This is a genomic window from Burkholderia sp. SIMBA_062, from assembly GCF_046534765.1.
GTDB classification, from domain to species: domain Bacteria; phylum Pseudomonadota; class Gammaproteobacteria; order Burkholderiales; family Burkholderiaceae; genus Burkholderia; species Burkholderia ambifaria.
This window is the reverse complement of record NZ_JAWRYD010000008.1, coordinates 231,655-257,320: the sequence shown is the minus strand read 5'-3', so window position 1 is coordinate 257,320 and position 25,666 is coordinate 231,655. Positions and strand designations below refer to the sequence as shown.

Below are 25,666 nucleotides of genomic sequence, written 5' to 3'. Positions count from 1 at the left end.
TCTTTTCTTCTTCATCGGCATATCCATGACGTTTACTCCGCATGATATGCCCCGCCCACGAAATCACGGATAGGTCCCATTCGCCGGACAACCGGCGGCATGGGCCGGGGAGATTCACCGATCATCTTCCCGAACCGAAGACGGATGCCGGCACAGCGCCCGCACTTCCATCTCCATATACGGAAACAACGGCAGCTGACTCAGCACATCGTGCAGTTGCTGCACGCTCTCGACGTCGAAGATACTGACGTTCGCATACCGTCCGGCGATTCGCCACAGATGGCGCCAGACGCCTTCGTTCATCAGCCGCTGGCACATCGCCTTTTCCTCGGCCTTCAGCGTGGCCGCCTTGACCGGATCCATGTCCGCCGGCAGGCGAACGGTCATTTCCACATGAAACAGCATCCTGTACTCCTTGCGTTATCGATTCGTCGAACGGGGCGGGCGCTCACGCCTGCGCGCGGGCCCGCTCGACTTCGCTGCCCGGCACGTCCTGCTTGTCCTTGAGCAGCGAGAAGTCGAAGTCGATCAGCGCGAACTGCCCGTCGACGCCATACGGCTTGCCTTCCGCGCCCTCCGCCTGCCGGACCGGCGGGATCAGCCCGTCGCGCGTCGCGAACGCGAAATCGTCCCACAGATGCGGATCGCCTTCGATGTTGATCTGCGTCGTCAGCTTACGATATCCATCCGCGGAAACGAAGAAGTGGATGTGCGCCGGACGATGGCCGTGGCGGCCGAGCTGGTCGAGCAACTGCTCGGTCTTGCTGCCCGGCGGTACGCTGTAGCCGACCGGCAGCACGCTGCGGAAGCTGTAGCGGCCGTCGGCATCGGTGCGGATCGAGCGGCGCAGATTGAACGCGGGCTGCGATTGATCGAAGTACGAGTAGTTGCCGAGATGGTTCGCGTGCCACACCTCGACGAGCGCGTTCGCGATCGGCGCGCCGTCCTGACCGAGCACCTGGCCGCGCATGATCAGCGTCTGGCCCGGATCGGTGCCGTCGTCGAGGCGCGCATGGCCGACCGATTCCGGTGCGCCCGCGACATACAGCGGCCCCTCGATCGTGCGCGGCGTGCCGCCCTGGAAGCCGGCCTTCTCCTCGGCCTCGTCCATCCGCACGTCGAGGAAGCGCTCGAGGCCGAGGCCCGCGGCGATCAGCCCGAATTCACGCCCGGCTTCGTTCAGGTAGTTGAGCGCGGTCCAGAACTCGCTCGGCTGCACGTCGAAGTCCTCGATCGTGTAGCAGATGTCCTTCACGATCCGGTTGACGATCGCGCGTACGCGCGGGTTGCCGGGCTTTTCCGCGGCGTCGTCGAAGGTCTTCAGCAGGGCGTCGATGGCTTGCTTGTTCATCTGTGTCTCCGGTTTCGGTTGTCGTGTCGTGGGGTCAGCGGGCGTCGCGTCGCATCCGTTCGATGCGGGCCCAGTCGAAGGTGATGCCGAGGCCGGGCGCCGCCGGCAGGTGCAGCTTGAAATCCTGGTAGCGCAGCGGCTCGACGAGAATCTCCTCGGTGAGCAGCAGCGGGCCGAACAGCTCGGTGCCCCATTTCAGCGAGCCGAACGTGCTGAACAGTTGCGCGGACGCCATCGTGCCGGCCGCGCCTTCGAGCATCGTGCCGCCGTACAGTTCGATGCCGGCCGCCGACGCGATCGATGCGACGCTCGCCGCGCCGAGCAGGCCGCCCGATTGCGCGATCTTCACCGCGAACACGTCGGCCGCGCGGTCCTGCGCGAGCGCGAACGCATCGACGGGGCCGTGCAGCGCTTCGTCGGCCATGATCGGAATCCGCGCGAGCTGCGTGAGGCGTTTCAGCCCCGCGCGATTGGTCGCGGCGATGGGCTGCTCGACGAGGCTCACGCCGGCGTCCGCGAGTCGTGCGCAGGCCCGGATCGCGTCGGTTTCGCTCCATGCCTGATTCACGTCGACGCGGACGTCGCCGCGCTCGCCGAGCGCGCGCTTGATCGCGATCACGTGCGCAACGTCGTCGTCGACTGCGTTCGAGCCGATCTTCAACTTGAATGCGCGATGGCGGCGCGCGTCGAGCATCGCCTCGGCTTCCGCGATGTCGCGCTGCGTGTCGCCGCTCGCGAGCGTCCATGCGACGTCGACCGCGTCGGTCGTGCGGCCGCCGAACAGTTCCGACAGCGGCACGCCGAGGCGGCGCGCCTGCGCGTCGAACAGCGCGGTTTCGATCGCGCACTTCGCGAACCGGTTGCCCTGGAACAGCTTGCGCGCCCGCGCCATCGCGGCGCCGGGGCGTGTTGCGTCCATGCGTTGCAGCAGCGGCGCGAAGTAGGTATCGATGTTGACCTTGATGCTCTCGGGGCTTTCCTCGCCGTACGCGAGACCGCCGATCGTGGTCGCCTCGCCGACGCCTTCGATACCGTCCGTGCATCGAACGCGGACCAGCACGAGGGTCTGGCAATTCATCGTGGCGACCGACAGTTTGTGGGGCCTGATCGTCGGCACATCGACGAGCAGCGTGTCGATGCGTTCGATGGTGGCGGTAGTTGCTATCATGCGATTCCTCCTGTTGGTGCACATGGTAGGAATTCCCGCCCGGCGTCGTCCAACACTCTTTCCGACTACTTCCATACCTTTGAGGCATGAAATGGAATTGCGTCAGCTCCGGTACTTCATCGCCGTCGCCGAGGAAATGAACATCACGCGGGCGGCGGAGCGGCTGCACATGACGCAGCCGCCGCTGAGCCGCCAGCTTCAGGCGGTCGAGGACGAAATCGGGTTGCCGCTGTTCGAGCGCGGTGCGCGGCCGCTGAAACTGACCGACGCGGGCCGGGTGTTCTATGCGCAGGCGAAGCGCGTCGTCGAGCAGGCCGACGAGCTCGGCCCGCTGACGCGGCGGCTCGCGCAGTTGTCGGAGCGGGTCGTGATCGGCTTCGTGCCGTCGACGCTCTATGGCGCGCTGCCGGACGTGATCCGCGCGTTTCGCGACGCGCAGCCGGACGTCGAGCTGTCGCTGATCGAAATGTTCACGCTCGAACAGCTCGGCGCGCTGAAGGGCGGGCGGATCGACGTCGGGTTCGGCCGCCTGCGCTTCGACGACGACCAGCTCGTGCGCGAGGCGCTGATCGAGGAAAAGCTGATCGCGGCGCTGCCGGTCGGGCATCCGCTCGCGGATCCGGAACGGCCGCTGACGCTGGCGGACATCGCGAACGAGACGCTGATCGTCTATCCGAGCACGCCGCGGCCGAGCTTCGCGGATCAGCAGCTGTCCGCGCTGCGCGACGGCGCGCTGGTGCCGGCGGCCGTTCACGAGGTGCGCGAGCTGCAGACGGCGCTCGGGCTCGTCGCCGCGCAGGTGGGTGTGTCGCTGGTGCCGGAGAGTGTGGAGGGCGTGCGCGTGAAGGGCGTCGTCTACCGGCGGCTGCCGGAACCGACGGCGACGTCGCCAATCATCATGAGCCGCCGGCTACACGGCGAAAGTGCGGCGACGACCGCGTTCTGTGCGATCGCGCGGGAGATGATCGTGCCGGTGGTGTAAGCGCGGCGCGGCTTGCGCTATTGCAACTAACGGTCGGTTTCGGCGCGTCCGGTCGAAGGCGGAGATGGTGTCGCGGTGCGATGTCATTCGCCGCTTACGCTGGCGGGCAGCCCGCCGGCAAGCACCCAGCAAGCCGACCGAGCAAGCCAACCGAGCAAGCCAACCGAGCAAGCCAACCGAGCAAGCCAACCGAGCAAGCCAACCGAGCAAGCCGACTGAGCAAGCCGACTGAGCAAGCCGACTGAGCAAGCCGACTGAGCAAGCCGACTGAGCAAGCCGACCGAGCAAGCCGACCGAGCAAGCCAACCCAACAAGCCAACCCAACAAGCCAACCCAACAAGCCAACCCAACAAGCCAACCCGGCCAGCAATCGGCAACGCAGCGCACCAGCACCCGCCTACCGCTTGCCGTCGAGCGTCTCCGACGGCGATTCGCCGAACTTCTCCCGATACGCGATCGCGAACCGCCCAAGGTGCGTGAACCCGCAATCGAGCGCGATATCGGCGATCCGTCGATCGGACATCGACCCGCGCAGCAAGTCCCGCGCATGGTCGAGCCGCGTCGCGCGCAGGTATTGCATCGGGCTCATCCCGCGGAACTGCAGGAAGGCGTCGCGCAGCGTGCGCTCCGGCACGTTGGCGGCCTGGACGATATCCGCAAGCTGCAGCGGCTGCGCATAGTGCGCGTTCACGAACTCCTGCGCGCGCCGCACGAAGCCCGGCGCCGGGTCGCGGTGCGACGCGCGCAGCACGGACGGCGGGTGGCCTTCGATCAGCAGGTCGATCAGCAGGTGCTCGAGCTGCGACGCCACGCGCGGATTGGCGTTCGCGCGTTCGAGCAGTTCGGGCGAGCGGGCGACGAGCATCAGCTGCTGGCGCCACGCGGCGAGCGCGGCGTCGCTGATGTGCAGCACGGGGTCGAGCGTGGCGCGCGGGTCGCCCGTGAGCGAGCGGACGGTCGCCGCGTCGATGCGCAGCACGAACTGCTCGCAGTCGGCGGACAGCACCGCGTCGAAGCGCTCGCCGGGCGCACACAGCACGCCCGTCTGCCCGTCGACGCCGAGCTGGCGTCCCATCGCGTGGACTTCCGCCTGCCCGGACAGGCAGAACATCAGCAGGTAATAGCCGTCGACGGCGTCGACCTGCACGCGCATCGCGTCGCCGAATGCGATGGTGCCCATCCCGAGCCCGCCGAGCCGCACGAAATCCATGTGCGACGCGCCTTGCACGCGGCCGCTCGGCAGCAGCGCGTGCGGCTGCATCACGCGCGAGATCCGCTCGCGCGTCTCGTCGAGATCGCGGGATTCGAACAGCCGGTGCGCGCGCAGCGCATACGGCTCGAACGACGTTGGGGACATGGGCATCGGCCTTGGTGTGGACGCGCGCTTCGATCCGACGAATGGGTCGCGATCGTGCGCGGGTCGCGTGTGTCGCCATGCTAGCGCAGAAATCCGCCGAAAGTGGATATTGCGCCGCCGCAATCGCACTTTCCGGATAGACGGCGAATATTAGCTTTTCAAAAATGGGCTCCATGCAATCAACGAAACGGAACCACAAGGAGTCCGACATGGAGCAGACAGAATCGCCCGTGGTATTCGCCGCGCGTGACGACGCGTCCGATGTGCGTTTTCCGCACGACGACGGCTCGCGCGTGCCGTACAAGGTGTTCAGCTCGCGCGCGGTCTACGATCGCGAGCAGGAACGCATCTTCCGCGGGCCGACATGGAACTTCGTCGCGCTGGAAGCGGAAATCCCGAAGGCCGGCGACTTCAAGAGCACGTTCGTCGGCGACACGCCGGTCGTCGTCACGCGCACCGAGGACGGCACGCTGTTCGCCTGGGTGAACCGCTGCGCGCACCGCGGCGCGCAGGTCTGCCGCAAGTCGCGCGGCAACGCGAGCTCGCACACGTGCGTGTACCACCAGTGGAGCTTCGACAACCAGGGCAACCTGCTCGGCGTGCCGTTCCGGCGCGGCCAGAAGGGGATGACCGGGATGCCGGCCGACTTCGACCCGAAGCAGCACGGGCTGCGCAAGCTGCGCGTCGACAGCTATCGCGGGCTCGTGTTCGCCACCTTCAGCGATGAAGTGGCGCCGCTGCCGGATTATCTCGGCGAGCAGATGCGGCCGTGGATCGACCGGATCTTCCACAAGCCGATCGAGTATCTCGGCTGCACGAGACAGTATTCGAAGTCGAACTGGAAGCTGTACATGGAGAACGTGAAGGACCCGTATCACGCGAGCATGCTGCACCTGTTCCATACGACCTTCAACATCTTCCGCGTCGGGATGAAGGCGCGTTCGATTCCGGATGCGAATCACGGGCTGCACAGCATCATCACGGTGACGAAGACGGGCGACGACACGTCGGCCGCGTACAAGCAGCAGAACATCCGCTCGTTCGACGAGGGCTTCCATCTGGAAGACGAGTCGATCCTCGATCTCGTGTCGGAATACGACGAGGACTGCACGAACCATATCCAGCCGATCTTCCCGCAGCTCGTGATCCAGCAGATCCACAACACGCTGGTCGCGCGCCAGATCCTGCCGAAGGGGCCGGACAACTTCGAGCTGATCTTCCACTTCTTCGGCTACGCGGACGACACGCCCGAGCTGCGCGCGCTGCGCATCAAGCAGGCGAACCTGGTCGGGCCCGCCGGCTACATCTCGATGGAAGACACCGAGGCGACCGAGCTCGTGCAGCGCGGCACGGTGCGCGACGCCGATGCGACGTCGGTGATCGAGATGTCGCGCGGCAATCCGGATCAGCAGGACACGGTGATCACCGAAAGTCTGATCCGCAAGTTCTGGGTCGGCTACCAGAAGCTGATGGGCTATCGAAGCGGGAGCGCGGAATGATGGAAAACCTGACGGAAGACATGAAGACCTGGTTCGAGATTTACATGCTCCAGAACCGCTACATCGGCCACCTCGACAACGACCGGCTCGAACACTGGCCGGAAATGTTCACCGAGGATTGCACGTACGAGATCGTGCCGAAGGAGAACGCGGATCTCGGGCTGCCGGTCGGGATCGTCCACTGCACGAACCAGCGGATGCTGCGCGATCGCGTGGTGTCGCTGCGGCACGCGAACATCTATGAAGAGCACACGTACCGGCACATGACGTCGGGTCTCACGATCGTCGCGCAGCGCGACGGCGAGATCGACACCGAGAGCAACTACGTGGTCGTGCAGACGCGCAGCAACGGCGAATCGAACGTGTACCAGGCCGGCAAGTACTACGACACGGTCGTGCGCACGCCCGACGGGCTGCGCTACAAGACCAAGCGCGTGATCTACGACACGTCGCGCGTGCAGACGCTGCTCGCGACGCCCATCTGACAGCCAAGGAAACGACATGACCGAAGCAACGCTCGCCGAATGGCATCCGCTGGGCGCATTCGACGAATTCTCCGAAGACGAACCGGCCGCGCGCGTCGCCGGCCAGAAGCCGATCGCGGTGTTCCGGATCGGCGACGAACTGTTCGCGATGCACGACCTCTGTTCGCATGGTCACGCGCGCCTGTCCGAAGGCTATGTGGAGGACGGCTGCGTCGAGTGCCCGCTGCACCAGGGGCTCATCGACATTCGCACGGGTGCGCCGAAATGCGCGCCGATCACCGAGCCGGTGCGGACCTATCCGATCCGGATCGTCGACGGGCAGGTGGAAGTCAATGTCGACTGACCCGTTCGTGATCGTCGGCGCCGGCCACGCGGCGCGTCGCACGGCCGAGGCGCTGCGCGCGCGCGACGCCGCTGCGCGCATCGTGATGATCGGCGCGGAGCGCGAGCTGCCGTACGACCGGCCAGCGCTGTCGAAGGACGCGCTGCTGAGCGACGGCGGCGAGCAGCGCGCGTTCGTGCGCGATGCCGCGTGGTACGACGCGCAGCGCGTCGAGCTGCGGCTCGGCACGCGCGTCGATGCGATCGAACGCGACGCGCGGCGTGTGCGGCTCGACGACGGCGCGACGTTGCCGTACGCACGGCTCGTGCTCGCGACGGGTTCGCGGGTGCGTGCGTTCGGCGGTCCGGTCGACGAATGCGTCGTTGTGCATTACGTGCGCACCGTTGCCGACGCGCGTGCGTTGCGGGCGCAACTCGCGCCCGGGCGGCGCTTGGCGGTGCTCGGCGGCGGCTTCATCGGTCTGGAAGTGGCGGCCGCGGCGCGCCAGCGCGGGTGCGACGTGACGGTGATCGACCCGGCGCCGCGCTTGCTGCAGCGTGCGTTGCCGGAAGTCGTCGGCGCGTATGCGCGGCAACTGCATGACGCGCGCGGCGTGCGCTTTCAGATGGCGACGTTGCCGCGCGCGATTCGCCGCGCGGCCGGCGGCGGTGCGATCGTCGAGACCGATCGCGGCGACGTGCCGGCCGATATCGTCGTGGTCGGGATCGGCGTGGTGCCGAACGTCGAACTCGCGCAGGCGGCCGGCCTCGAGGTCGACAACGGGATCCGTGTCGATGCGGGCTGCCGCACGGCCGATCGCGCGATCTTCGCGGCGGGCGAGGTGACGATGCACTTCAATCCGCTGCTCGGGCGTCACGTGCGGATCGAGTCGTGGCAGGTCGCGGAAAACCAGCCGGCCGTCGCGGCCGCGAACCTGCTCGGCGCGGACGAAACCTATGCCGAGCTGCCGTGGCTGTGGTCCGATCAGTACGACTGCAACCTGCAGATGCTCGGTCTGTTCGGCAGCGAACGCACGACCGTCGTGCGCGGCGATCCGGCGAGCGGGCCGCTCACTGTGTTCGGACTGGGCGACGATGGCAGGATCGTCGCGGTGGCGGCCGCGAACCTCGGGCGCGACATCGGCGCGTCGCGCCGGCTGATCGCGGCAGGGGCGGTGCCCGACCCGGTGAAGCTTGCCGATCCGGCGGTGAACCTGAAGACGTTCCTCTGACGCAGCGCGCGAATGCGGCCCGCGTGGCCGCGTTTGCGTCGGCGGCCGGCGGCGGGCAGCCGGAAAGTAGACCGAAGGAACGCCGTTCCGGACAACCTTCCGGGCGCGCGCGATGCGCGCGGGTTTGTCGTGGGCCGGCGATCGGTGCATATTAGCGGCATTGCCGTTTCACCGGTCGCCCATGACGCCAGACAAAGCTCTCGAACTGAAGCGCAGCAAGCGCCGCGCGCTATGGCTGCTGCTGGCCGCCGTCGCGGTGTTCGTCACAACGATCCTGCTGCCGCGCGGCCCGTGGGTCGACGGATTCAAGGCGGTGGCCGAGGCCGCGATGGTCGGCGCGCTGGCCGACTGGTTCGCGGTCGTCGCGCTGTTCCGGCGCGTGCCGATCCCGTTCGTGTCGCGCCACACCGAGATCATTCCGAAGAACAAGGACAAGATCGCCGACAACCTCGCGGTGTTCGTGCGCGAGAAATTCCTCGGCCCCGACGCGCTCGCCGCGCAGATTCGCCAGCACGATCCTGCCAGCAAGCTCGGCGCATGGCTCGGCGAACCGGCGAACACCGACGCGCTCGGCGGCTACGTGACGAAGCTGATGAGCTTCGCACTCGACATGACCGACGATGCGCGGATCCAGTCGTTCGTCCACGATGCGTTCCGCGCGGTGATCGACCGGATCGACCTGTCGCAATCGGCCGGCGCGATCCTCGACACGCTGACGAAGGACGGCCGGCACCAGGCGCTGCTCGACGACGCGATCGAACAGGTGGTCGACGTGCTCGACAAGGAGGAGAACCGCGAGGTGATCGCGGGCTTCATCGTCGAATGGCTGAAGACGCAATATCCGAAGGTCGAGAAAATCATGCCGACGCAGTGGTTCGGCGAGAACGGCGCGCGCATGCTGGCGAGCGCGGTGAGCCGCGTGCTCGAGGGGGTGGCGGCCGATCCCGAACACGAGCTGCGGCAGCGCTTCGACCGTACGGTCGTGCGGCTGACCGAGCGGCTGAAGCATGATCCCGCGTTCATCGCGAAGGGCGACGAGATCAAGCGCTACATCCGCGACGGCGACGCGTTCAACGACTATGCGCGCGACTTGTGGGACCAGTTGCGCGCGTGGCTGAAGGCCGATCTCGCGCGCCCGGATTCGTCGCTGCACCGGCAGGCCGCGACGCTGGGCGGCTGGCTCGGCGCGCGGCTTGCTGAAAGCCCGGCGTTGCGCGCGTCGCTGAACGAGCATATCGAGAAGGCCGTGCACGAGATCGCACCGGATTTCGCGGATTTCCTGATGCGTCACATCCGCGATACGGTTCGCAACTGGGATGCGCGCGAAATGTCGCGGCAGATCGAGCTGAACATCGGCAAGGACCTGCAGTACATCCGCATCAACGGCACGCTGGTCGGCGGGCTGATCGGGCTCGGGCTGTATCTGGTGTCGCTGGTGCCGCATTGGGCGGGCGGATGGCTGCATTGACGCGGCCATCGCGGCCATCGTGCACATGGCGCACATGGCGCGCGTGCGCGCGCCGGCGAATCACGCGTGCGCCTTCGCGCCGTGCAGTTGCAGGCCCAGCGCCTTGATCACTTTCAGGATCGTGCCGAAGCTCGGATTGCCGTCGTGCGACAGCGCCTTGTACAGCCCTTCGCGCGACAGGCCCGCGTCGCGCGCGACCTGCGACATGCCGCGCGCGCGGGCGATCACGCCGAGCGCATGCGCGATGAAGGCCGGGTCGTCACCGGCTTCCTGCAGACAGGCCTCGAAGTAGTCGGCCATGTCGTCGTCGGTTTTCAGGTGTTCGGCCGAATCCCACGGCCGGGTCTTGATCTTGTCCATCGATCACTCCAGGTCGAGCCGCGCGAGCATCGCGTGCGCGGCGCGGATGTCCGCCGGTTGCGTCGACTTGTCGCCGCCGCAGAGCAGGATCACCCATATCGTTCCGCGCCTGACGTAGTAGACGCGATAGCCGGGCCCGTGATCGACACGCATTTCGACGACGGGGGAGCCGGCGGATTTCCAGTCGCCCGGATTGCCCATCGACAGACGGTCGATGCGCGCCTGGATGCGGCGCTTCGCGACGCGATCCTGCAGGCCGGCAAACCACGCGTCGAAGACGTCGGTGGTCCGGATACTGAATGTAGGTGCACTGTATGGCATGGATCCCAGTATGTCAACCATGGTTCACAGATTCGATGAATGGAATTCGGTTGCCTCCACAGTAGGGCCGCGCGCGCCGTTTGACGTCGAATTGGCCGTCAGGCCGACTCTGTCGCGAGGCCGGCCCCGGCCATTCGGTCGAAGTCGCGATTGCGCGAATCCGTCTACAATCAAAAACGCCCCTGTCGACCGCGCGTGCTTGCCGCGCGCGTGCCGTGTCGTGGTTTGTGTCCAATAGGTAAAGCGTCCGCGTGCCGTAGGCCGGCGCGCGTTCTGAACGTCGCGCGCCCGTAAGCCGGGCGGGCGGCATCAACCGAGAGTCCCCATGAAAGCATCGGATCTGTTCGTGAAGGCGCTGGAAGCCGAAGGCGTCGAGTACGTGTTCGGCATTCCCGGCGAGGAAAACCTCGATCTGCTCGAATCGCTGCGGCGATCGACGATCAAGCTCGTGCTGACCCGGCACGAGCAGGCGGCCGGGTTCATGGCCGCCACCTACGGCCGGCTGACGGGCCGTACCGGCGTGTGTCTCGCGACGCTCGGGCCGGGTGCGACCAACTTCGTGACGGCCGCCGCGTATGCGCAGCTCGGCGGCATGCCGATGCTGATGATCACCGGGCAGAAGCCGATCAAGTCCAGCAAGCAGGGCCACTTCCAGATCGTCGACGTCGTCGACATGATGCAGCCGCTGACGAAGTTCACGCGGCAAATCGTGTCGATTGGCAACATTCCGTCGGCGGTGCGCGAGGCGTTTCGCCGCGCGGAGGAGGAGCGTCCGGGCGCCGCGCACCTCGAGCTGCCGGAGGACATCGCGCACGAGGAGGGCGACGGCAAGCCGATTCCGCGCAGCTACAGCCGGCGGCCGGTCGCCGAGGAGAAGGCGGTCGCGCACGCGATCGACGCGATCCAGGCCGCGCGCCATCCGCTGTTGATGATCGGTGCGGGCGGCAACCGCAAGACGACCTGCAAGATGCTGCTCGAATTCGTCGACAAGACGGGCATCCCGTTCTTCACCACGCAGATGGGCAAGGGCGTGATCGACGAAACCCATCCGCTGTGGCTCGGCAACGCGACGCTGTCGGACGGCGACTTCGTGCATCGCGCGATCGAGCATGCGGACTGCATCATCAACGTCGGCCACGACGTGATCGAGAAGCCGCCGTTCTTCATGCGCGCGGACGACAAAACGGTGATCCACGTGAACTTCCTCGGCGCGCAGGTCGATCCCGTCTATTTCCCGCAGATAGAGGTGGTCGGCGACATCGCGAACGCGGTGTGGCAGATGAAGGAAGCGGTGACGCGCCAGCCGCACTGGGATTTCGAGCGCTTCACGATGATCAAGGAGCATTTCGACGCGCACCTGCAGAAGGGCCAGCACGACCCGCGCTTCCCGATGTATCCGGTGCGGATCGTGAACGACCTGTACAACGCGCTGCCGCTCGACGGGATCGTCTGCCTCGACAACGGGATGTACAAGATCTGGTTCGCGCGCTACTGGCGTGCGCACGAACCGAACTCGCTGCTGCTCGACAACGCGCTCGCGTCGATGGGCGCGGGCCTGCCGTCGGCAATCGCGACGAAGATCGTGCATCCGCAGCGCAAGGTGATCGCCGTGTGCGGCGACGGCGGCTTCATGATGAATTCGCAGGAACTCGAAACGGCCGTGCGGCTGAAGCTCGACCTCGTCGTGATGATCCTGCGCGACGATGCGTTCGGGATGATCCGCTGGAAGCAGGAGAACATGAATTTTCCCGATTTCGCGATGACGCTGAAGAATCCCGATTTCGTGTCGTATGCGCAGAGCTACGGCGCGCATGGGCATCGCGTCGAAGCGGCCGACGATCTCGAGCCGCTGCTGCGCGACTGCTTCGCGACGCCGGGCGTGCATGTGATCGACGTGCCGATCGACTATTCGGACAACGAGCGCGTGCTCAACCGCGAAATCAAGCGCCTGTCGGCGCAACTCTGAATCCGCAGTTCACCGGAAGGAGCGTTCCATGTTGAAGGATACCTATCCGTATTACCTGGCCAACGAAGCCGTCTACGCGAACACCGATCTCGACGTGACCGACAAGTTCAGCGGCAAGGTCGCGACGCGCGTCGCGCTCGCCGACGCGAAGGCGATCGATGCGGCTATCGGCGCGGCGGTCGATGCCGCGAAGCCGATGCGCGAATTGCCGGCCTACAAGCGGCAGGCGGTGCTCGATCACTGCGTCGCGCGCTTTCGCGAGCGTTTCGACGAGCTGGCCGAGGCGCTGTGCATCGAGGCCGGCAAGCCGATCAACGATTCGAAGGGCGAAGTGACGCGGCTGATCGATACGTTCCGCGTCGCGTCCGAGGAGTCGGTGCGCATCGACGGCGAAGTGATCAACCTCGAGATCTCGGCGCGCGCGCAAGGCTACACGGGCTATACGCGGCGCGTGCCGATCGGCCCGTGCTCGTTCATCTCGCCGTTCAACTTCCCGCTGAACCTCGCCGCGCACAAGGTCGCCCCCGCGCTGGCCGCCGGCTGTCCGTTCGTGCTGAAGCCCGCGAGCCGCACGCCGATCGGCGCGCTGATCATCGGCGAGGTGCTCGCGGAAACCGACTTGCCGAAGGGCGCGTTCTCGGTGCTGCCCGCGCATCGCGACGGCGCGGATCTGTTCACGACCGACGAGCGCTTCAAGCTGCTGTCGTTCACGGGCTCGCCGGCCGTGGGCTGGGCGCTGAAGGAGAAGGCCGGCAAGAAGAAAGTCGTGCTCGAACTCGGCGGCAACGCGGCGGCGATCGTCGACGCGGATCAGCACGAGCAGCTCGACTACGTGGTCGAGCGTCTCGCGTTCGGCGCGTATTACCAGTCGGGCCAGAGCTGTATCGGCGTGCAGCGCATCCTCGTGCATGCGGATCTGTACGACGCGCTGCGCGACAAGCTGATCGCGAAGACGCGTTCGCTGAAGATGGGCGATCCGAAGGATCCGTCGACGTTCGTCGGCCCGATGATCTCCGAATCCGAATCGCGCCGGTTGTCCGGCTGGATGGATGCGGCCGTCGCGGCGGGCGCGAAGATCGTCGCGGGCGGCAAGGTCGACGGCGCGATGTTCGAGGCGACGCTGCTGGAAAACGTCGGCCGCGAGCAGGACCTGTACCGCAAGGAGGCATTCGGCCCGGTCGCGATCCTCGAGAAGTTCGATCGCTTCGACGATGCGCTCGCGCGCGTGAACGACAGCGACTTCGGGCTGCAGGCCGGCGTGTTCACCGATTCGCTCGCGCATGCGCAGCGCGCGTGGGACGAACTGGAGGTGGGCGGCGTCGTGATCAACGACGTGCCGTCGTTCCGGGTCGACAACATGCCGTATGGCGGCGTGAAGGACTCGGGGCTCGGCCGCGAAGGGATCCGCTACGCGATCGAGGACATGACCGAGCCGCGGTTGATGGTCGTGCGACGCCGCTAGCGCGATCGCACGCGGCAAGACGGCACGCGGGCGGGCGATCACGCGATCGCGCCGGCCCGCGTGCCGTTTTTCATTTCGACGCCTGCGCACGGGCACGGCAACGCCCCGCCGTGTGTTATCGACGTGGTATCGACGTGGTATCGACGCGGCATCGCGCGCCGCGCGTGCGGAACGCGCTCGACTCCCGGCATCGCATCGTGATGTAATCGCGCGAAATGGCCAACCAGGGTACGACACCGGTTGGCGTGCGCATTCATTCTTCACGAGGTCGATTCATGTCCCCCGTCTCGGCATTCAAGCTGGTTCTGTTGTCGTTGCTCGCGATCGTCGCGCTCGAATGCATCGCCAAGCGGTTGCGGTTGCCGCCTGCGGCAGCGCTGCTGATCGGCGGCATCGGCATCGCGTTCATTCCCGGCCTGCCGCCGATCAACCTCGATCCGGAACTCGTGCTGCTCGTGTTCCTGCCGCCGCTGCTGATGGACGGCGCGTATTTCTCCGTATGGGAGGAGTTCAAGCGCAACGTCGGCGGCATCCTGATGCTCGCGATCGGCGCGGTGGTGTTCACGACGTTCGCGGTCGGCCTTGCCGTGCACTGGGTCGTGCCGTCGCTGCCGTGGGCCGCATGCTTCGCGCTGGGCGCGATCGTGTCGCCGCCCGACGCGGTGGCCGCGAAGGCGGTGCTCGAACGCGTCGCGCTGCCGCGCCGGCTGATGGTGCTGCTCGAAGGGGAAAGCCTGTTGAACGACGCGGCCGGCCTGGTGCTGTTCCGCTTCGCGGTCGCCGCCGCGCTGACGGGCGCGTTCAGTTTCGAGCACGCGGTCGTGCGCTTCGCGGAGCTCGGGCTCGGCGGCGTCGTGGTCGGCTACCTGGTCGGCAAGCTCGTCGTGTGGTTCCTGAAGCTGCTCCGCGACGACTATCTGGTGATTACCGTCGCGGTAATCGCCGGCTGGATCGCATACACCGCCGGCGAGATGGTCGAGGTGTCGGGCGTGATCGCGACGGTGACGGCCGGCATGATCGTCGGCTGGCATCAGCACGAGGTGTTTTCGGCCGCCGTGCGCACGCGCGGCACCGCGTTCTGGCAGGTCATCGTGTTCCTGCTCGAGGCGATGGTGTTCGTGCTGATCGGGCTGTCGCTGCGCGGCGCGATCCACCGGCTCGGCGGTTTCGAGCAGGTGCTCGCCACGATGGTGCCGCCGGTGCTCGCGGTGCTGGCGGCGGTGGTAGTGTCGCGCTTCGTGTGGATCTACGCGGTCGAGGCGCTGAAGCTGCCGGTGCGCGGGATCATGGGGCGCGGTTTCGCACCCGACTGGAAGGCCGCGACGATCATGAGCTGGGCCGGGATGCGCGGGGTCGTGACGCTGGCGATCGCGTTGTCGTTGCCGGAGGCAATGCCGGGCCGCGACGTGATCCTGGTCGCGTCGTTCGCGGTGATTCTCGTCACCGTTCTGCTGCAGGGCACGACCATCGGGCCGCTGATCCGGCTGCTGCGCCTGCCTCGGCACGAAGAGCGCGCCGCGCATCACCTGACCGAGCCGATGGCGTGGGCGCACGTCGAGGCGGCGCAGCTTGCGGCGATCCAGCCGCTGGTGCGCGACGCGAGCGGCAACGTGATTCACCCGCGCCTGCTGGAGCAATACACGTATCGCGCGAAGCTGACCGAGCGGGCGAAGAACGAGCCTGCGTATCCGGCGGAGGTGCGCACCGCGCACTACGACGTCGTACTTGCCGCGATCAAGGCCGGACGTGCGGAATTGTTGCGCCTGCATCGTTCGGGCCGCATCCACGACGAGATGCTGCACATGCTCGAACGTGATCTCGATCTGCAGGAAGTGTCCGCGCAGCACGCGCGCGGGTAGGCTGCCGCACGCCGCACGCCGCACGCCGCACGCCGCACGCCGCACGCCGCAAGCCGCAAGCCGCAAGCCGCAAGCCGCAAGCCGCAAGCCGCAAGCCGCAAGCCGCAAGCCGCAAGCCGCAAGCCACAAGCCACAAGCCACAAGCCACAAGCCACAAGCCACAAGCCACAAGCCACAAGCCACAAGCCACAAGCCACACGCGCCGCCGTTGCCGTTGCCGTTGCCGTTGCCGTTGCCGGTCCGGCCGGCTGCGCCCCCGGCGTTTGCGTCGCGGCCGATCCGGTCACGGCGCGCTCCTTTTCCCCTCCCTGTCCCCCGATTCCGTCGCATCTGAATCCGGCCCCAATACCCTCGACACGCGAGCCTTGCAGCGCATGCAAGCCTCATGGCACCGGCCTCGCAAACGTTATCGTCTTTCGCGTCCGGAATTGATCTGATTTAACTGAATCCCGCTCTTTCACCATATTTGGCAAAACTAAACCGGAAGGAGATAGATGCTGTGTTCTAATTTCATTTAGAATCAGCCGGTTATCTTTATTGAGAGAAAGCACGCGGAGGTAATACGACCGTCGTCGGGGAAAAATCGGCGCTCGGATCCCCGTGGGGCAATGCCGACAGGCCAGGTCGGCAACAATAGGCGGAATTCTCAACCGCTAAATTAAGATGGCGTCCAAGTCGGATAAACAACTCCTATGAAAGAATCAATTGGAGATTTGGCGTTTGAAACGGTATTTATGAAAGAATCGAGCGGTGAAAATGCGCCGGATTGTCTCGAATCGGGGCTATCGGTTCTGCTGGTCGACGATCAGCCGTTCGTCGGCGAGGTGATCCGCCGCGCGCTGCGCAGCGAGCACGATATCAACCTGCATGTGTGCACCGACGCACACCGGGCGATGGCGGTCGCGCGCGACGTGAAGCCGACGGTCATCCTCCAGGATCTGGTGATGCCGGAAATCGACGGCCTCGACCTGGTTCGCGCGTGGCGCGCGGACGCCGACACCGCACGCGTGCCGATCATCGTGCTGTCGGCGAAAGAGGAGCCGATCGTCAAGCGCGAGGCGTTCATCGCCGGCGCGAACGACTATCTCGTGAAGCTCCCGGACGCGATGGAGCTGACCGCGCGCATCCGCTATCACTCGAATTCGTACCTGATGTCGCGGCAGCGCGACGAAGCGCTGGATTTCCTGTCGCACGACATGCGCTCGCCGCAGACGTCGATCCTCGCACTGCTCGAGGTTTACCGGACCGAGCACGGCGACATGCCGGCGATCATGGAGCGCATTGCCGGCCATGCACGGCGCGCGCTGGCGCTTGCCGACGGCTTCATCCACCTGACCCGCGCGCAGTCGGAACGCCGGGCGCACGAGGTCCTGAGTCTCAACGAGATCGTGCTCGACGCCGTCGATCAGCTGTGGGAGAGGGCGGCCGGCTTCGGCAGCCGCGTCGTGGCCCACGTGCCCGCCGCCGAGTGCGTGACGATGGGCGACCGCATGATGCTCACGCGCGCGGTCGCGAACCTGATCGACAACGCGCTGAAATACGGTCCGGCCGGCACGGACGTGCATTGCACGCTGGGCGACGACGACGGTGCGTGGCTGATCGGCGTCGAGGACGCCGGCAACGGCATCGCGCCCGAGCAGCGCACGGCCGCGACCGAGTCGTTCGTGCGGCTCGAATCCGTGCACGGCGCGGCGCGCAGCGGCTTCGGCCTCGGGCTCGCATTCGTGCGCGCGACGGCCGCGCGGCATCGCGGCCAGATCCTGATGCGCAATACGGCGCGCGGCTTCATGGTCGCGCTTCGGCTGCCGGCGCAAGCGGACCGGTGATTTCGCGGCGCGGCCCGCCGCAGCCGTGCCGCCCGCAGACCCCGATGCGCTCGTGGCGCGCCGTGCGGCGTGCAGGCGGGCGCGGTTTTTTCAACGCTGATTTTAGAAAGCCCATAACGAACATGGCCACCGTGACGCCCCGCGCGACCAATGAAAGCCTGCATCCGACGATCGGCGCTGGCCGGCTGACGCTCGGCAACCGCATCCTGCTCAGCTTCGGCGTGCTGTTCGTGCTGATGCTGGTGACCGCCGGCGTGTCCTACGAGCGTCTGCATGCGATCAACACCGAAGCCATCAGCATCGAACGCGACTCGCTGCCCGGCGTCTATCTCGCGGCGTCGCTGCGCGGATCGGTCAACGAATCGTTCGCCATGCTGCAGCAGGCGACGTTCGTCGATACCGATCCCGAACTCGTGCAGCGCGATTTCGCGAAGATCGCCGAGGCGCTCAAGGAGGTCGAGTCGTTGTCGGTCGACTACCAGAACACGACGTTCCGCGATGACGACCGGCAGCGTTTCTCGACGTTCCGCGGTTCCTACGACCGCTACGTACCGCTGCTCAACGATGCGATCCAGAAGAGCCACGTGTCGCGCGAGGAAGCCGTAGCAGCCTATGCGCGCACGCTGCCGGTGTGGACCGAGGTCGTGCGCAACGCGAACGTCCTGGTGCAGGAGAACCGCAAGTTCGCCGACAACTCCGCGAAGCTGATTCGCCAGTCCGTGCAGGACACCGAGGTCGTGCTGGCGCTGGCGCTGGGCATCGTGCTGCTGTCCGCGCTCGCGCTCGGCTACGGGCTGTTCCGCGCGGTCACCGTGCCGATGGCGCGGCTCGTGGAAGTGCACGACGTGATGCGCACCGGCAACCTGACGCGCCGCCTCGACCTGCGCCGCCATGACGAGTTCGGCACGCTCGAGACGGGCTTCAACCGGATGGCCGACGAACTGACCGAGCTGGTCGCGCGCGCGCAGCAGTCGTCGCTGCAGGTGACGACGTCGGTGGCCGAAATCGCGGCGACGTCACGCGAGCAGCAGGCGACCGCCAACGAAACCGCGGCGACGACGACCGAGATCGGCGCGACGTCGCGCGAGATCTTCGCGACCTCGCGCGACCTGCTGCGCACGATGAACGAGGTGGCCGGCGTGGCCGAACAGTCGGCGACGCTCGCGGGCGCGAGCCAGAGCGGCCTCACGCGGATGGGCGAGACGATGCGCAGCGTGATGGACGCGGCCGGTTCGGTGAACGCGAAGCTCGCGATCCTCAACGAGAAGGCGCTGAACATCAACCAGGTCGTCGCGACGATCACCAAGGTGGCCGACCAGACCAACCTGCTGTCGCTGAACGCGGCGATCGAGGCCGAGAAGGCCGGCGAGTACGGCCGCGGCTTCGCGGTCGTCGCGACCGAGATCCGCCGTCTCGCCGACCAGACGGCGGTCGCGACCTACGACATCGAGCAGACGGTGAAGGAAATCCAGTCGGCGGTGTCGGCGGGCGTGATGGGGATGGACAAGTTCTCCGAGGAAGTGCGCCGCGGGATGCTCGACGTGCAGCAGGTCGGCGGGCAGCTGTCGCAGATCATCGCCGAGGTGCAGACGCTCTCGCCGCGCTTCCAGATGGTCAACGAAGGGATGCAGACGCAGGCGAACGGTGCGGAGCAGATCACGCAGGCGCTGTCGCAGCTGTCGGAAGCCGCGCAGCAGACGGCCGAGTCGCTGCGCCAGTCGTCGCAGGCGATCGATGACCTGACGCTCGTCGCGAACCAGTTGCGCACCAGCGTGTCGCGCTTCAAGGTCGACGCGTGACGCGCGCCGAGTCGCACGGCGGCGCGCACGCGCTGTTCCTGATGTTCGAGCTCGACGGCGAGCGCTATGCGCTCGACGCGGCCGACATCGACGAAGTGTTGCCGCTCGCGACCACCAAGGTCGTGCCCGGCGCGCCCGACTGGATCGCCGGGCTGCTGATGCGGGGCGGTCAGCCGGTGCCCGTGATCGACGTGCCGATGCTGGCGCTCGGGCGGCGCGCGCATGCGCTGCGTTCGACGAGGCTGGTGATGGTGCGCTACCGCGTCGAGCCGCTCGACCGCGAGCGCGTGATCGGCCTGATCGTCGAGCGCGCGACGCAGACGCTGCGAATCGACCGCACGGCATTCCGCGCCAGCGGCGTATCGACGGCGCGCACGCGCTGGCTCGGGCACGTCGCGAACACGCCTGACGGAATCGTGCAGCAGGTTTCGGTATCCGACCTGATCGACGACGTTGCGCGCCTGTATCTGTTCGACGGCCTGCCGGGCCACGGAGGGGAGTCCGCATGAAAGAATCCGATTCGCGATTTCGCGGCTGGCTGCTGCGCGAGACCGGCATCGACCCCGATTCGCTCGGCAACGATTTCCTGAGCCGCGCGCTGACCGAGCGCATGCATGCGCTGCAGGGCGATGGCGAGCGGCTGCCGTCGGCGGCGCGGCCGCCCGTCACGCCCGAAGCGCTCGACGCCTACTGGCAGCAGCTCAACGCGTCGGCCGACGAACGGCGCGCGCTGATCGAGCTGTTCGTCGTGCCGGAGACGTGGTTCTTCCGCGATCGCGAGGCGTTCGCGACGCTCGCGCGGCTTGCGCTCGAGCGGCTTGCCGCGACGCCCGGGCGCGTGATCCGCGTGCTGAGCGCGCCGTGCTCGACCGGCGAGGAGCCGTATTCGGCGGCGATGGCGCTGCTCGACGCCGGGCTCGATCCGGCCAGCTTCACGATCGACGCGCTCGACCTGAGCGCGCGCGCGATCGAACAGGCGCGGCTCGGCTGCTACGGGCGCAATGCGTTTCGCGGCACGGCGACCGAGTTTCGCGCCCGCTACTTCACGCCGGCCGCCGACGGCTGGCTGCTCGACGAGCGCGTGCGTGCGCGCGTCCAGTTTCGCCAGGCGAACCTGATCGAACCGGGCGTCGATACGGGCATTCGCTACGATTTCGTGTTCTGCCGCAACGTGCTGATCTACTTCGACCGCGACGCGCAGGACCGCGTGATCGGTTCCCTCGAAAGCTGGCTCGCCCCCGACGGGATGCTGTTCGTCGGTCCGGCCGAAACGGGCGTCGCGATGCGGCACGGGATGCGTTCGGCGCGCGTGCCGCTGGCATTCGCGTTTCATCGCGATCATCGCGACGCGGCGGCGGACGCCAGCGCGGCGCGGCACGCGGCACCGACGCCGGCCGTTGCGCCGTACCGGCGTGCCGAGCGCTTGACGGTGGCGCCGCCCGCCGCGGCGCGCCCACTGCTGGCCGTCGTGCCGCCGACGTGGAGCGGTATCGCGCCGTCGCCCTCGGCCCTTGCGCCGGCCGAACGCCCGACTGCGTTCGAGCCGCTGGCCGACATGCGCGCCGGCGCGCTGACCAACGCAGCCAATGCAGCCCACGCGGCCCACGCGGCCCACGCGACCAACGCGACCAACGCGACCAACGCGACCAACGCGACCAACGCGACCAACGCGACCAACGCGACCAACGCGGCCAATGCGGCCAATGCGGCCAATGCGGCCAATGCGGCCCACGCGGCCCACGCGGCCCACGCAGCCAACGCAGCCAACGCAGCCAACGTGCCCGCGCCGGCGGCACCGCTCGCGGACAGCGCCGCACCGACGCTCGAGGAAGCGCAGGCACTGGCCAACGCGGGTGCGTTCGACGAGGCCGAGCGCGTGCTCGCGCGATTCTCCGCGCATGCCGGGCCGCACGCGGACGCGTTCTACCTGAACGGGCTGATCGCGGATGCGTGCGGGCGTGTCGCGGAAGCGGGCGACTTCTACCGGAAGGCGCTGTATCTGCGGCCGACGCACCACGAAGCGCTGACGCATCTCGCGACCTTGCTCGACGTCGGCGGCGATGGCGCCGGCGCGCAATGGCTGCTCGAGCGTGCGCGGCGCTCCGCAGGGTGATGAGAATACGGGTTGGGAGCCGACATCGGGATGACCGAGGAAAGAATGAACCGCGACGCCGTTGCCACTGACGACACGACGATCGGCGTCGACGATTGCTGGAACCGGATCGGCACGCGCGGCGACCGCTCGTGCGAGCGGCTGGCCGACTGCCTGCGCTGCCTGAACTGCCCGGTCTACGCGTATCACGCGGCGAAACTGCTCGAGCGCCCGCTCGGCGCGGCCGAGATGGCCGACGCCACGCGGCGGATCAGCGCGTTCGACGCGACCGGCGCGCACGGCGACGACGATACGCGCCAGGCGGCGCTGGCGTTTCGCGTCGCCGACGAATGGCTCGCGCTGCCGATCGGCGTGCTGCGCGAGATCGCCGGCACGCGCCGGATCCATTCGCTGCCGTATCGCCGCCATTCGGCCGTGCGCGGCGTGGTCAACATTCGCGGCACGCTGCGCATCGCGATCTCGATCGGCGCGCTGCTCGGCCTCGATGCGGGCAACAGCGGCAGCAGCGGCAGCGGCGACGGCCGCTTCACACGACTGCTGGTCGCCGCGCACCAGGGCGAGCCGGTGGTGTTTCCGGTCGACGAAGTCGAGGGCGTGCTGCGCTTCGGCGCATCCGAATGGGTACCCGTGCCGGCGACGGTCGGGCGCGCGAGCGCCGGCCTGTCGCGCGGCGTGCTGTCGTGGCGCGGCAAGTCGGTGGGCCTGCTCGACGACGACCGGCTGTTCGACGCCGTCACACGGAGCATGCGATGAGCGGCGATGACGATCTGAGCCACCTGTCGCTGCTCGAGCTGTATCGCGAGGAGACGCGCACGCAGACCCAGGCGCTGTCCGAACGCCTGCTCGCGCTCGAATCGGGTGAGCCCGATTCCGTCGCGCTCGAGGCGTGCATGCGCGCCGCGCATTCGCTGAAGGGCGCCGCGCGCATCGTCGGCGTGCCGCTCGGCGTCGAGATCGCAGGGCGGATGGAAGAATGCTTCGTCGCCGCGCAGGCCGGCACCATCGCACTGACGGCCACGCATGTCGACGTGCTGCTCGCCGGCGTCGACCTGCTGGTGCGCGTCGCCGATCCGCAGGCGCCGCCCGTGTCGTCGGCGGAGATCGACGCGTTCGCACTGGCGCTCACGGGCGCCGACGGCACGCACGCGATGCCGGCGCCGGCCTTCGCGCCGCCGCCGGCGCCGGCGCCGCCGTCCAGCGTGCCGTTTCGCGATCACGACGGCGCCGCGAACGAGCCCGTCGGAGCCGGCGCCGCGGTGCCGCCGCTCGCCCTGTCGGCGGCCGTGCCCGATCCGGTCCCGGCGGGACGCGCGGCCGGCGCGGGCGCGATGCGCCGCGTGCGGGCCGATACGCTGAACCGGCTGCTGAGCCTGTCCGGCGAGTCGCTCGTCGAATCGCGCTGGCTCAAGCCGTTCGCGGAATCGATGCTGCGCGTGAAGCGCGCGCAGCGCGACGCGGCCCGCTCGCTCGATCTGTTGTACGAACGGTTCGCCGACGAGCTCGATGCGGGCGTGCTCGCGTCGGTCAACGAAGTGCGGCACATGCTCAACGACGTGCAGCGTTCGCTCGCCGAGCGCATGGAAGAATTCGACCGCTTCGAGCGCCGCAGCACGCACATCGCCGAGCAACTGTACGACGAGGCCCTCCAGTGCCGGATGCGCCCGTTCGGCGATGCGACGCGCGCGTATCCGCGCATCGTCCGCGATCTCGCGCGCTCGCTCGGCAAGCAGGTGCGCTTCTCGATCGTCGGCGAAGGCACGCAGGTCGACCGCGACATCCTCGACCTGCTCGACGCGCCGCTCGGCCACCTGCTGCGCAACGCGATCGATCACGGCGTCGACTCGCCCGACGCGCGCCGCGCGCGCGGCAAGCCGGCCGAGGCCAGCGTGACGCTCGAAGCGCGCCACAGCGCCGGCTCGCTGCTCGTCAGCGTGATCGACGACGGGCCGGGCGTCGACATGGATGCGCTGCGCGCGGCGGTCGTGCGCCAGCGCCTCACCGACGACGAGACGGCCGCCCGGCTGTCCGATCCGGAACTACTCGAATTCCTGCTGCTGCCGGGCTTCTCGATGCGCGATGCGGTGACCGACGTGTCGGGGCGCGGCGTCGGCCTCGATGCGGTGCAGGAGATGGTGCGCGGCGTGCGCGGCGCGGTGCGCATCTTCAACGAGCCCGGCGCGGGCATGCGCTTCGTGCTGCAGTTGCCGCTTACGCTGTCGGTGATCCGAAGCCTGCTGGTCGAGGTCGGCGGCGAGCCGTACGCGTTCCCGCTCGCGCACGTGCGCCGCACGCTCGAACTCTCGCACGACGACATCGACGTGCTCGAAGGACAGCCGCATTTTCCGTTCGACGGCCGGCGTGCGGGCCTGGTCGGCGCGCACCAGCTGCTCGATGCGGGCGAGCCCGCCGTCACGCGCACGAGCACGGCGGTCGTGGTCGTCGGCGGCGAGCCCGAGCTGTACGGCGTCGCCGTCGACCGCTTCCTCGGCGAACGGATGCTCGTCGTGCAGCCGCTCGACAGCCGCCTGCAGAAGATCCAGAACATCGCGGCCGGTGCGTTGCTCGAGAACGGCGACCCGGTGCTGATCGTCGATGTCGAGGACCTGATCCGCTCCGTCGACAAGCTCGTGCGCGGCGGCCAGCTCGCGAAACTCACGCGCGACCCGCAGCTCGCACGGGCCGACCGGCGTCGCCGTGTGCTCGTCGTCGACGATTCGCTGACGGTGCGCGAGCTCGAACGCAAGCTGCTGGAAAAGCGCGGCTACGACGTGACCGTCGCGGTCGACGGGATGGACGGCTGGAACGCGGTGCGCAGCGATGCGTTCGACCTGGTCGTCACCGACGTCGACATGCCGCGTATGGACGGGATCGAGCTCGTCACGCTGATCAGGAGCGATCCGGCGCTCAAGCGGGTGCCCGTGATGATCGTGTCGTACAAGGATCGCGACGAGGATCGCCGGCGCGGGCTCGATGCCGGCGCCGACTACTATCTCGGGAAGAGCAGTTTCCACGACGAGGCGCTGCTCGATGCGGTGCACGACCTGATCGGCGGGGCACGCGGATGAACATCGGCATCGTCAACGATTTGCCGCTTGCCGTCGAGGCGCTGCGCCACGTGCTCGCGCGGCGCACCGATCACCGCGTGCTGTGGGTGGCGACCGACGGCGACGAGGCGGTGGATTTCTGCGTCGCGCATCCGCCCGACCTCGTGCTGATGGACCTCGTGATGCCGAAGCTCGACGGCGTGGCCGCGACGCGGCAGATCATGGCGCGTGCGCCGTGCGCGATCCTGATCGTGACCGCGAGCGTCAGCGCGAACACGTCGTCGGTCTACGAGGCGATGGGCGCCGGCGCGCTCGACGCGGTCGATACGCCGACGCTCGCGCTCGGCCTGCCGTCGGACGCCGCGCCGCAGCCGCTGCTCGCGAAGATCGACCAGATCGGCCGGCTGCTCGAAAGCCGGACCGCGACGCTCGTGCCGCCCGTGCCGGCGCCCGCGCGCGGCCAGCCGACGCTGATCGCGATCGGCGCGTCGGCGGGCGGGCCGACCGCGCTCACCGCGCTGCTGCGCGCGCTGCCGGCCGATTTTCCGGCCGCGCTCGTGATCGTGCAGCATGTCGACCAGGCGTTCGCGCTCGGCATGGCGGAGTGGCTCGACGGCTATACGCGGCTGCCCGTGCGCGTCGCGCGGCCGGGCAGCGTGCCGCAGGCGGGCGAGGTGCTGCTCGCGGCGTCCAACGACCACCTGTGCCTGTCGCCGCGCGGCGTGCTCGGCTATACGCGGCATCCGGCCGAGACGCCGTACCGGCCGTCGATCGACGTGTTCTTCAACAGCGTCGCCGACGGCTGGCAGGGCGACGCGCTCGGCGTGCTGCTGACCGGGATGGGGCGCGACGGCGCGCTGGGGCTGAAGGCGATGCGCGCGAAGGGGTGCTACACGATCGCGCAGGACGAGGCGACGAGCGCCGTCTACGGGATGCCGAAGGCGGCCGCGGCGATCGGCGCGGCGTCCGCGATCCTGCCGCTCGACCGGATTGCGCCGCAGCTGATCTCGCGCGTGACGCGCGTGCCGCCCGACTGACGGTGCGCGGCGGCCC

General features: G+C 67.9%; 22 protein-coding genes. 16 read left to right on the top strand and 6 right to left on the bottom strand.

Going from position 1 to position 25,666, the window contains the following annotated elements:
* Nucleotides 1-114: 114 nt before the first annotated feature.
* Genes catC through SB786_RS11495 form a run of 3 tightly spaced genes read right to left on the bottom strand, consistent with a single transcriptional unit; the run spans nucleotide 115 to nucleotide 2,519 of the window.
* A complete protein-coding gene (catC, locus tag SB786_RS11505; protein WP_410727552.1) occupies nucleotides 115-405 on the bottom strand; it encodes a muconolactone Delta-isomerase in 291 nt (96 codons plus the stop codon).
* Nucleotides 406-448: 43 nt separating this feature from the next.
* Complete coding sequence (gene catA, locus SB786_RS11500) at nucleotides 449-1,351, bottom strand: catechol 1,2-dioxygenase (protein ID WP_410727551.1); 903 nt, start codon at nucleotides 1,349-1,351, stop codon at nucleotides 449-451.
* A 34-nt stretch (nucleotides 1,352-1,385) separates the two neighbouring features.
* Complete coding sequence (locus SB786_RS11495) at nucleotides 1,386-2,519, bottom strand: muconate/chloromuconate family cycloisomerase (RefSeq protein ID WP_410727550.1); 1,134 nt, start codon at nucleotides 2,517-2,519, stop codon at nucleotides 1,386-1,388.
* Nucleotides 2,520-2,610: 91 nt separating this feature from the next.
* On the opposite strand from SB786_RS11495, the gene SB786_RS11490 reads away from it, so the two are divergent.
* A complete protein-coding gene (locus SB786_RS11490) occupies nucleotides 2,611-3,501 on the top strand; it encodes a LysR family transcriptional regulator (protein WP_410727549.1) in 891 nt (296 codons plus the stop codon).
* Between the two features lie 397 nt (nucleotides 3,502-3,898).
* Here the strand turns inward: SB786_RS11490 and andR are convergent, their stop codons facing one another.
* Nucleotides 3,899-4,858: an anthranilate 1,2-dioxygenase regulatory protein AndR gene (andR, locus tag SB786_RS11485; RefSeq protein ID WP_410727548.1), complete on the bottom strand. Its 960-nt coding sequence runs from the start codon at nucleotides 4,856-4,858 to the stop codon at nucleotides 3,899-3,901.
* A 209-nt stretch (nucleotides 4,859-5,067) separates the two neighbouring features.
* Between andR and andAc the strand changes: the two genes are divergently transcribed.
* The 5 genes from andAc to SB786_RS11460 all read left to right on the top strand — a co-directional run bounded on the left by andAc (nucleotide 5,068) and on the right by SB786_RS11460 (nucleotide 9,863).
* Nucleotides 5,068-6,357: an anthranilate 1,2-dioxygenase large subunit AndAc gene (gene andAc / locus SB786_RS11480; RefSeq protein ID WP_410727547.1), complete on the top strand. Its 1,290-nt coding sequence runs from the start codon at nucleotides 5,068-5,070 to the stop codon at nucleotides 6,355-6,357.
* Complete coding sequence (gene andAd / locus SB786_RS11475; protein ID WP_011660415.1) at nucleotides 6,354-6,842, top strand: anthranilate 1,2-dioxygenase small subunit AndAd; 489 nt, start codon at nucleotides 6,354-6,356, stop codon at nucleotides 6,840-6,842. Before andAc ends, andAd begins: the two co-directional genes overlap by 4 nt.
* A 16-nt stretch (nucleotides 6,843-6,858) precedes the next feature.
* Complete coding sequence (andAb, locus tag SB786_RS11470; RefSeq protein ID WP_006756593.1) at nucleotides 6,859-7,185, top strand: anthranilate 1,2-dioxygenase ferredoxin subunit AndAb; 327 nt, start codon at nucleotides 6,859-6,861, stop codon at nucleotides 7,183-7,185.
* On the top strand, nucleotides 7,175-8,395 hold the full coding sequence (andAa, locus tag SB786_RS11465) for an anthranilate 1,2-dioxygenase system ferredoxin--NAD(+) reductase (RefSeq protein WP_410727546.1): 1,221 nt from the start codon (nucleotides 7,175-7,177) through the stop codon (nucleotides 8,393-8,395). Before andAb ends, andAa begins: the two co-directional genes overlap by 11 nt.
* A gap of 181 nt (nucleotides 8,396-8,576) precedes the next feature.
* The gene (locus SB786_RS11460) at nucleotides 8,577-9,863 is read left to right on the top strand and encodes a DUF445 domain-containing protein (RefSeq protein WP_410727545.1); all 1,287 of its coding nucleotides are present in this window, start codon (nucleotides 8,577-8,579) and stop codon (nucleotides 9,861-9,863) included.
* A gap of 60 nt (nucleotides 9,864-9,923) precedes the next feature.
* Here the strand turns inward: SB786_RS11460 and SB786_RS11455 are convergent, their stop codons facing one another.
* Together SB786_RS11455 and SB786_RS11450 are read right to left on the bottom strand one after the other, a co-directional pair.
* Entirely contained in the window at nucleotides 9,924-10,223 is a 300-nt protein-coding gene (locus SB786_RS11455) for an addiction module antidote protein (RefSeq protein ID WP_006750245.1), read from the bottom strand.
* Nucleotides 10,224-10,226: 3 nt separating this feature from the next.
* A complete protein-coding gene (locus SB786_RS11450) occupies nucleotides 10,227-10,544 on the bottom strand; it encodes a type II toxin-antitoxin system RelE/ParE family toxin (protein WP_006756589.1) in 318 nt (105 codons plus the stop codon).
* A gap of 325 nt (nucleotides 10,545-10,869) precedes the next feature.
* On the opposite strand from SB786_RS11450, the gene SB786_RS11445 reads away from it, so the two are divergent.
* The 10 genes from SB786_RS11445 (at nucleotide 10,870) to SB786_RS11400 (ending at nucleotide 25,650) form a co-directional block, all read left to right on the top strand.
* Nucleotides 10,870-12,510, top strand: a complete 1,641-nt coding sequence (locus SB786_RS11445; RefSeq protein ID WP_410727544.1) for an acetolactate synthase large subunit — start codon at nucleotides 10,870-10,872, stop codon at nucleotides 12,508-12,510.
* 28 nt (nucleotides 12,511-12,538) lie between these two features.
* Nucleotides 12,539-13,972 (top strand): aldehyde dehydrogenase family protein, encoded by a 1,434-nt coding sequence (locus SB786_RS11440; protein WP_410727543.1) that lies wholly within the window; start codon nucleotides 12,539-12,541, stop codon nucleotides 13,970-13,972.
* A gap of 275 nt (nucleotides 13,973-14,247) precedes the next feature.
* Nucleotides 14,248-15,831, top strand: coding sequence for a Na+/H+ antiporter (locus SB786_RS11435; protein WP_410727542.1), 1,584 nt, complete (start codon nucleotides 14,248-14,250; stop codon nucleotides 15,829-15,831).
* Nucleotides 15,832-16,523: 692 nt separating this feature from the next.
* Nucleotides 16,524-17,657, top strand: a complete 1,134-nt coding sequence (locus SB786_RS11430; RefSeq protein WP_410727541.1) for a response regulator — start codon at nucleotides 16,524-16,526, stop codon at nucleotides 17,655-17,657.
* A gap of 122 nt (nucleotides 17,658-17,779) precedes the next feature.
* Nucleotides 17,780-19,456, top strand: a complete 1,677-nt coding sequence (locus SB786_RS11425; protein ID WP_166722200.1) for a methyl-accepting chemotaxis protein — start codon at nucleotides 17,780-17,782, stop codon at nucleotides 19,454-19,456.
* Nucleotides 19,453-19,965, top strand: a complete 513-nt coding sequence (locus tag SB786_RS11420) for a chemotaxis protein CheW (RefSeq protein ID WP_006750237.1) — start codon at nucleotides 19,453-19,455, stop codon at nucleotides 19,963-19,965. Before SB786_RS11425 ends, SB786_RS11420 begins: the two co-directional genes overlap by 4 nt.
* A complete protein-coding gene (locus SB786_RS11415) occupies nucleotides 19,962-21,569 on the top strand; it encodes a CheR family methyltransferase (protein ID WP_410727540.1) in 1,608 nt (535 codons plus the stop codon). Before SB786_RS11420 ends, SB786_RS11415 begins: the two co-directional genes overlap by 4 nt.
* Nucleotides 21,570-21,614: 45 nt before the next feature.
* Complete coding sequence (locus SB786_RS11410; RefSeq protein WP_410727539.1) at nucleotides 21,615-22,322, top strand: chemotaxis protein CheW; 708 nt, start codon at nucleotides 21,615-21,617, stop codon at nucleotides 22,320-22,322.
* The gene (locus SB786_RS11405; protein ID WP_410727538.1) at nucleotides 22,319-24,634 is read left to right on the top strand and encodes a hybrid sensor histidine kinase/response regulator; all 2,316 of its coding nucleotides are present in this window, start codon (nucleotides 22,319-22,321) and stop codon (nucleotides 24,632-24,634) included. Before SB786_RS11410 ends, SB786_RS11405 begins: the two co-directional genes overlap by 4 nt.
* A complete protein-coding gene (locus tag SB786_RS11400) occupies nucleotides 24,631-25,650 on the top strand; it encodes a chemotaxis response regulator protein-glutamate methylesterase (RefSeq protein WP_410727537.1) in 1,020 nt (339 codons plus the stop codon). Before SB786_RS11405 ends, SB786_RS11400 begins: the two co-directional genes overlap by 4 nt.
* The last annotated feature ends 16 nt before the right edge of the window (nucleotides 25,651-25,666 follow it).

Bases quoted from the DNA above. Each gene is read 5' to 3' on its own strand.
- SB786_RS11400 (WP_410727537.1), top strand. From the start codon at position 24,631: ATGAACATCGGCATCGTCAACGATTTGCCGCTTGCCGTCGAGGCGCTG.
- SB786_RS11435 (WP_410727542.1), top strand. From the start codon at position 14,248: ATGTCCCCCGTCTCGGCATTCAAGCTGGTTCTGTTGTCGTTGCTCGCG.
- catC (WP_410727552.1), bottom strand. From the start codon at position 405: ATGCTGTTTCATGTGGAAATGACCGTTCGCCTGCCGGCGGACATGGAT.
- andAa (WP_410727546.1), top strand. From the start codon at position 7,175: ATGTCGACTGACCCGTTCGTGATCGTCGGCGCCGGCCACGCGGCGCGT.
- SB786_RS11450 (WP_006756589.1), bottom strand. From the start codon at position 10,544: ATGCCATACAGTGCACCTACATTCAGTATCCGGACCACCGACGTCTTC.
- SB786_RS11410 (WP_410727539.1), top strand. From the start codon at position 21,615: ATGAACCGCGACGCCGTTGCCACTGACGACACGACGATCGGCGTCGAC.
- andAd (WP_011660415.1), top strand. From the start codon at position 6,354: ATGATGGAAAACCTGACGGAAGACATGAAGACCTGGTTCGAGATTTAC.
- SB786_RS11415 (WP_410727540.1), top strand. From the start codon at position 19,962: ATGAAAGAATCCGATTCGCGATTTCGCGGCTGGCTGCTGCGCGAGACC.
- andAb (WP_006756593.1), top strand. From the start codon at position 6,859: ATGACCGAAGCAACGCTCGCCGAATGGCATCCGCTGGGCGCATTCGAC.
- SB786_RS11490 (WP_410727549.1), top strand. From the start codon at position 2,611: ATGGAATTGCGTCAGCTCCGGTACTTCATCGCCGTCGCCGAGGAAATG.
- andR (WP_410727548.1), bottom strand. From the start codon at position 4,858: ATGTCCCCAACGTCGTTCGAGCCGTATGCGCTGCGCGCGCACCGGCTG.
- SB786_RS11460 (WP_410727545.1), top strand. From the start codon at position 8,577: ATGACGCCAGACAAAGCTCTCGAACTGAAGCGCAGCAAGCGCCGCGCG.
- SB786_RS11440 (WP_410727543.1), top strand. From the start codon at position 12,539: ATGTTGAAGGATACCTATCCGTATTACCTGGCCAACGAAGCCGTCTAC.
- SB786_RS11445 (WP_410727544.1), top strand. From the start codon at position 10,870: ATGAAAGCATCGGATCTGTTCGTGAAGGCGCTGGAAGCCGAAGGCGTC.
- SB786_RS11455 (WP_006750245.1), bottom strand. From the start codon at position 10,223: ATGGACAAGATCAAGACCCGGCCGTGGGATTCGGCCGAACACCTGAAA.
- SB786_RS11425 (WP_166722200.1), top strand. From the start codon at position 17,780: ATGGCCACCGTGACGCCCCGCGCGACCAATGAAAGCCTGCATCCGACG.
- andAc (WP_410727547.1), top strand. From the start codon at position 5,068: ATGGAGCAGACAGAATCGCCCGTGGTATTCGCCGCGCGTGACGACGCG.
- SB786_RS11405 (WP_410727538.1), top strand. From the start codon at position 22,319: ATGAGCGGCGATGACGATCTGAGCCACCTGTCGCTGCTCGAGCTGTAT.
- catA (WP_410727551.1), bottom strand. From the start codon at position 1,351: ATGAACAAGCAAGCCATCGACGCCCTGCTGAAGACCTTCGACGACGCC.
- SB786_RS11430 (WP_410727541.1), top strand. From the start codon at position 16,524: ATGAAAGAATCAATTGGAGATTTGGCGTTTGAAACGGTATTTATGAAA.
- SB786_RS11495 (WP_410727550.1), bottom strand. From the start codon at position 2,519: ATGATAGCAACTACCGCCACCATCGAACGCATCGACACGCTGCTCGTC.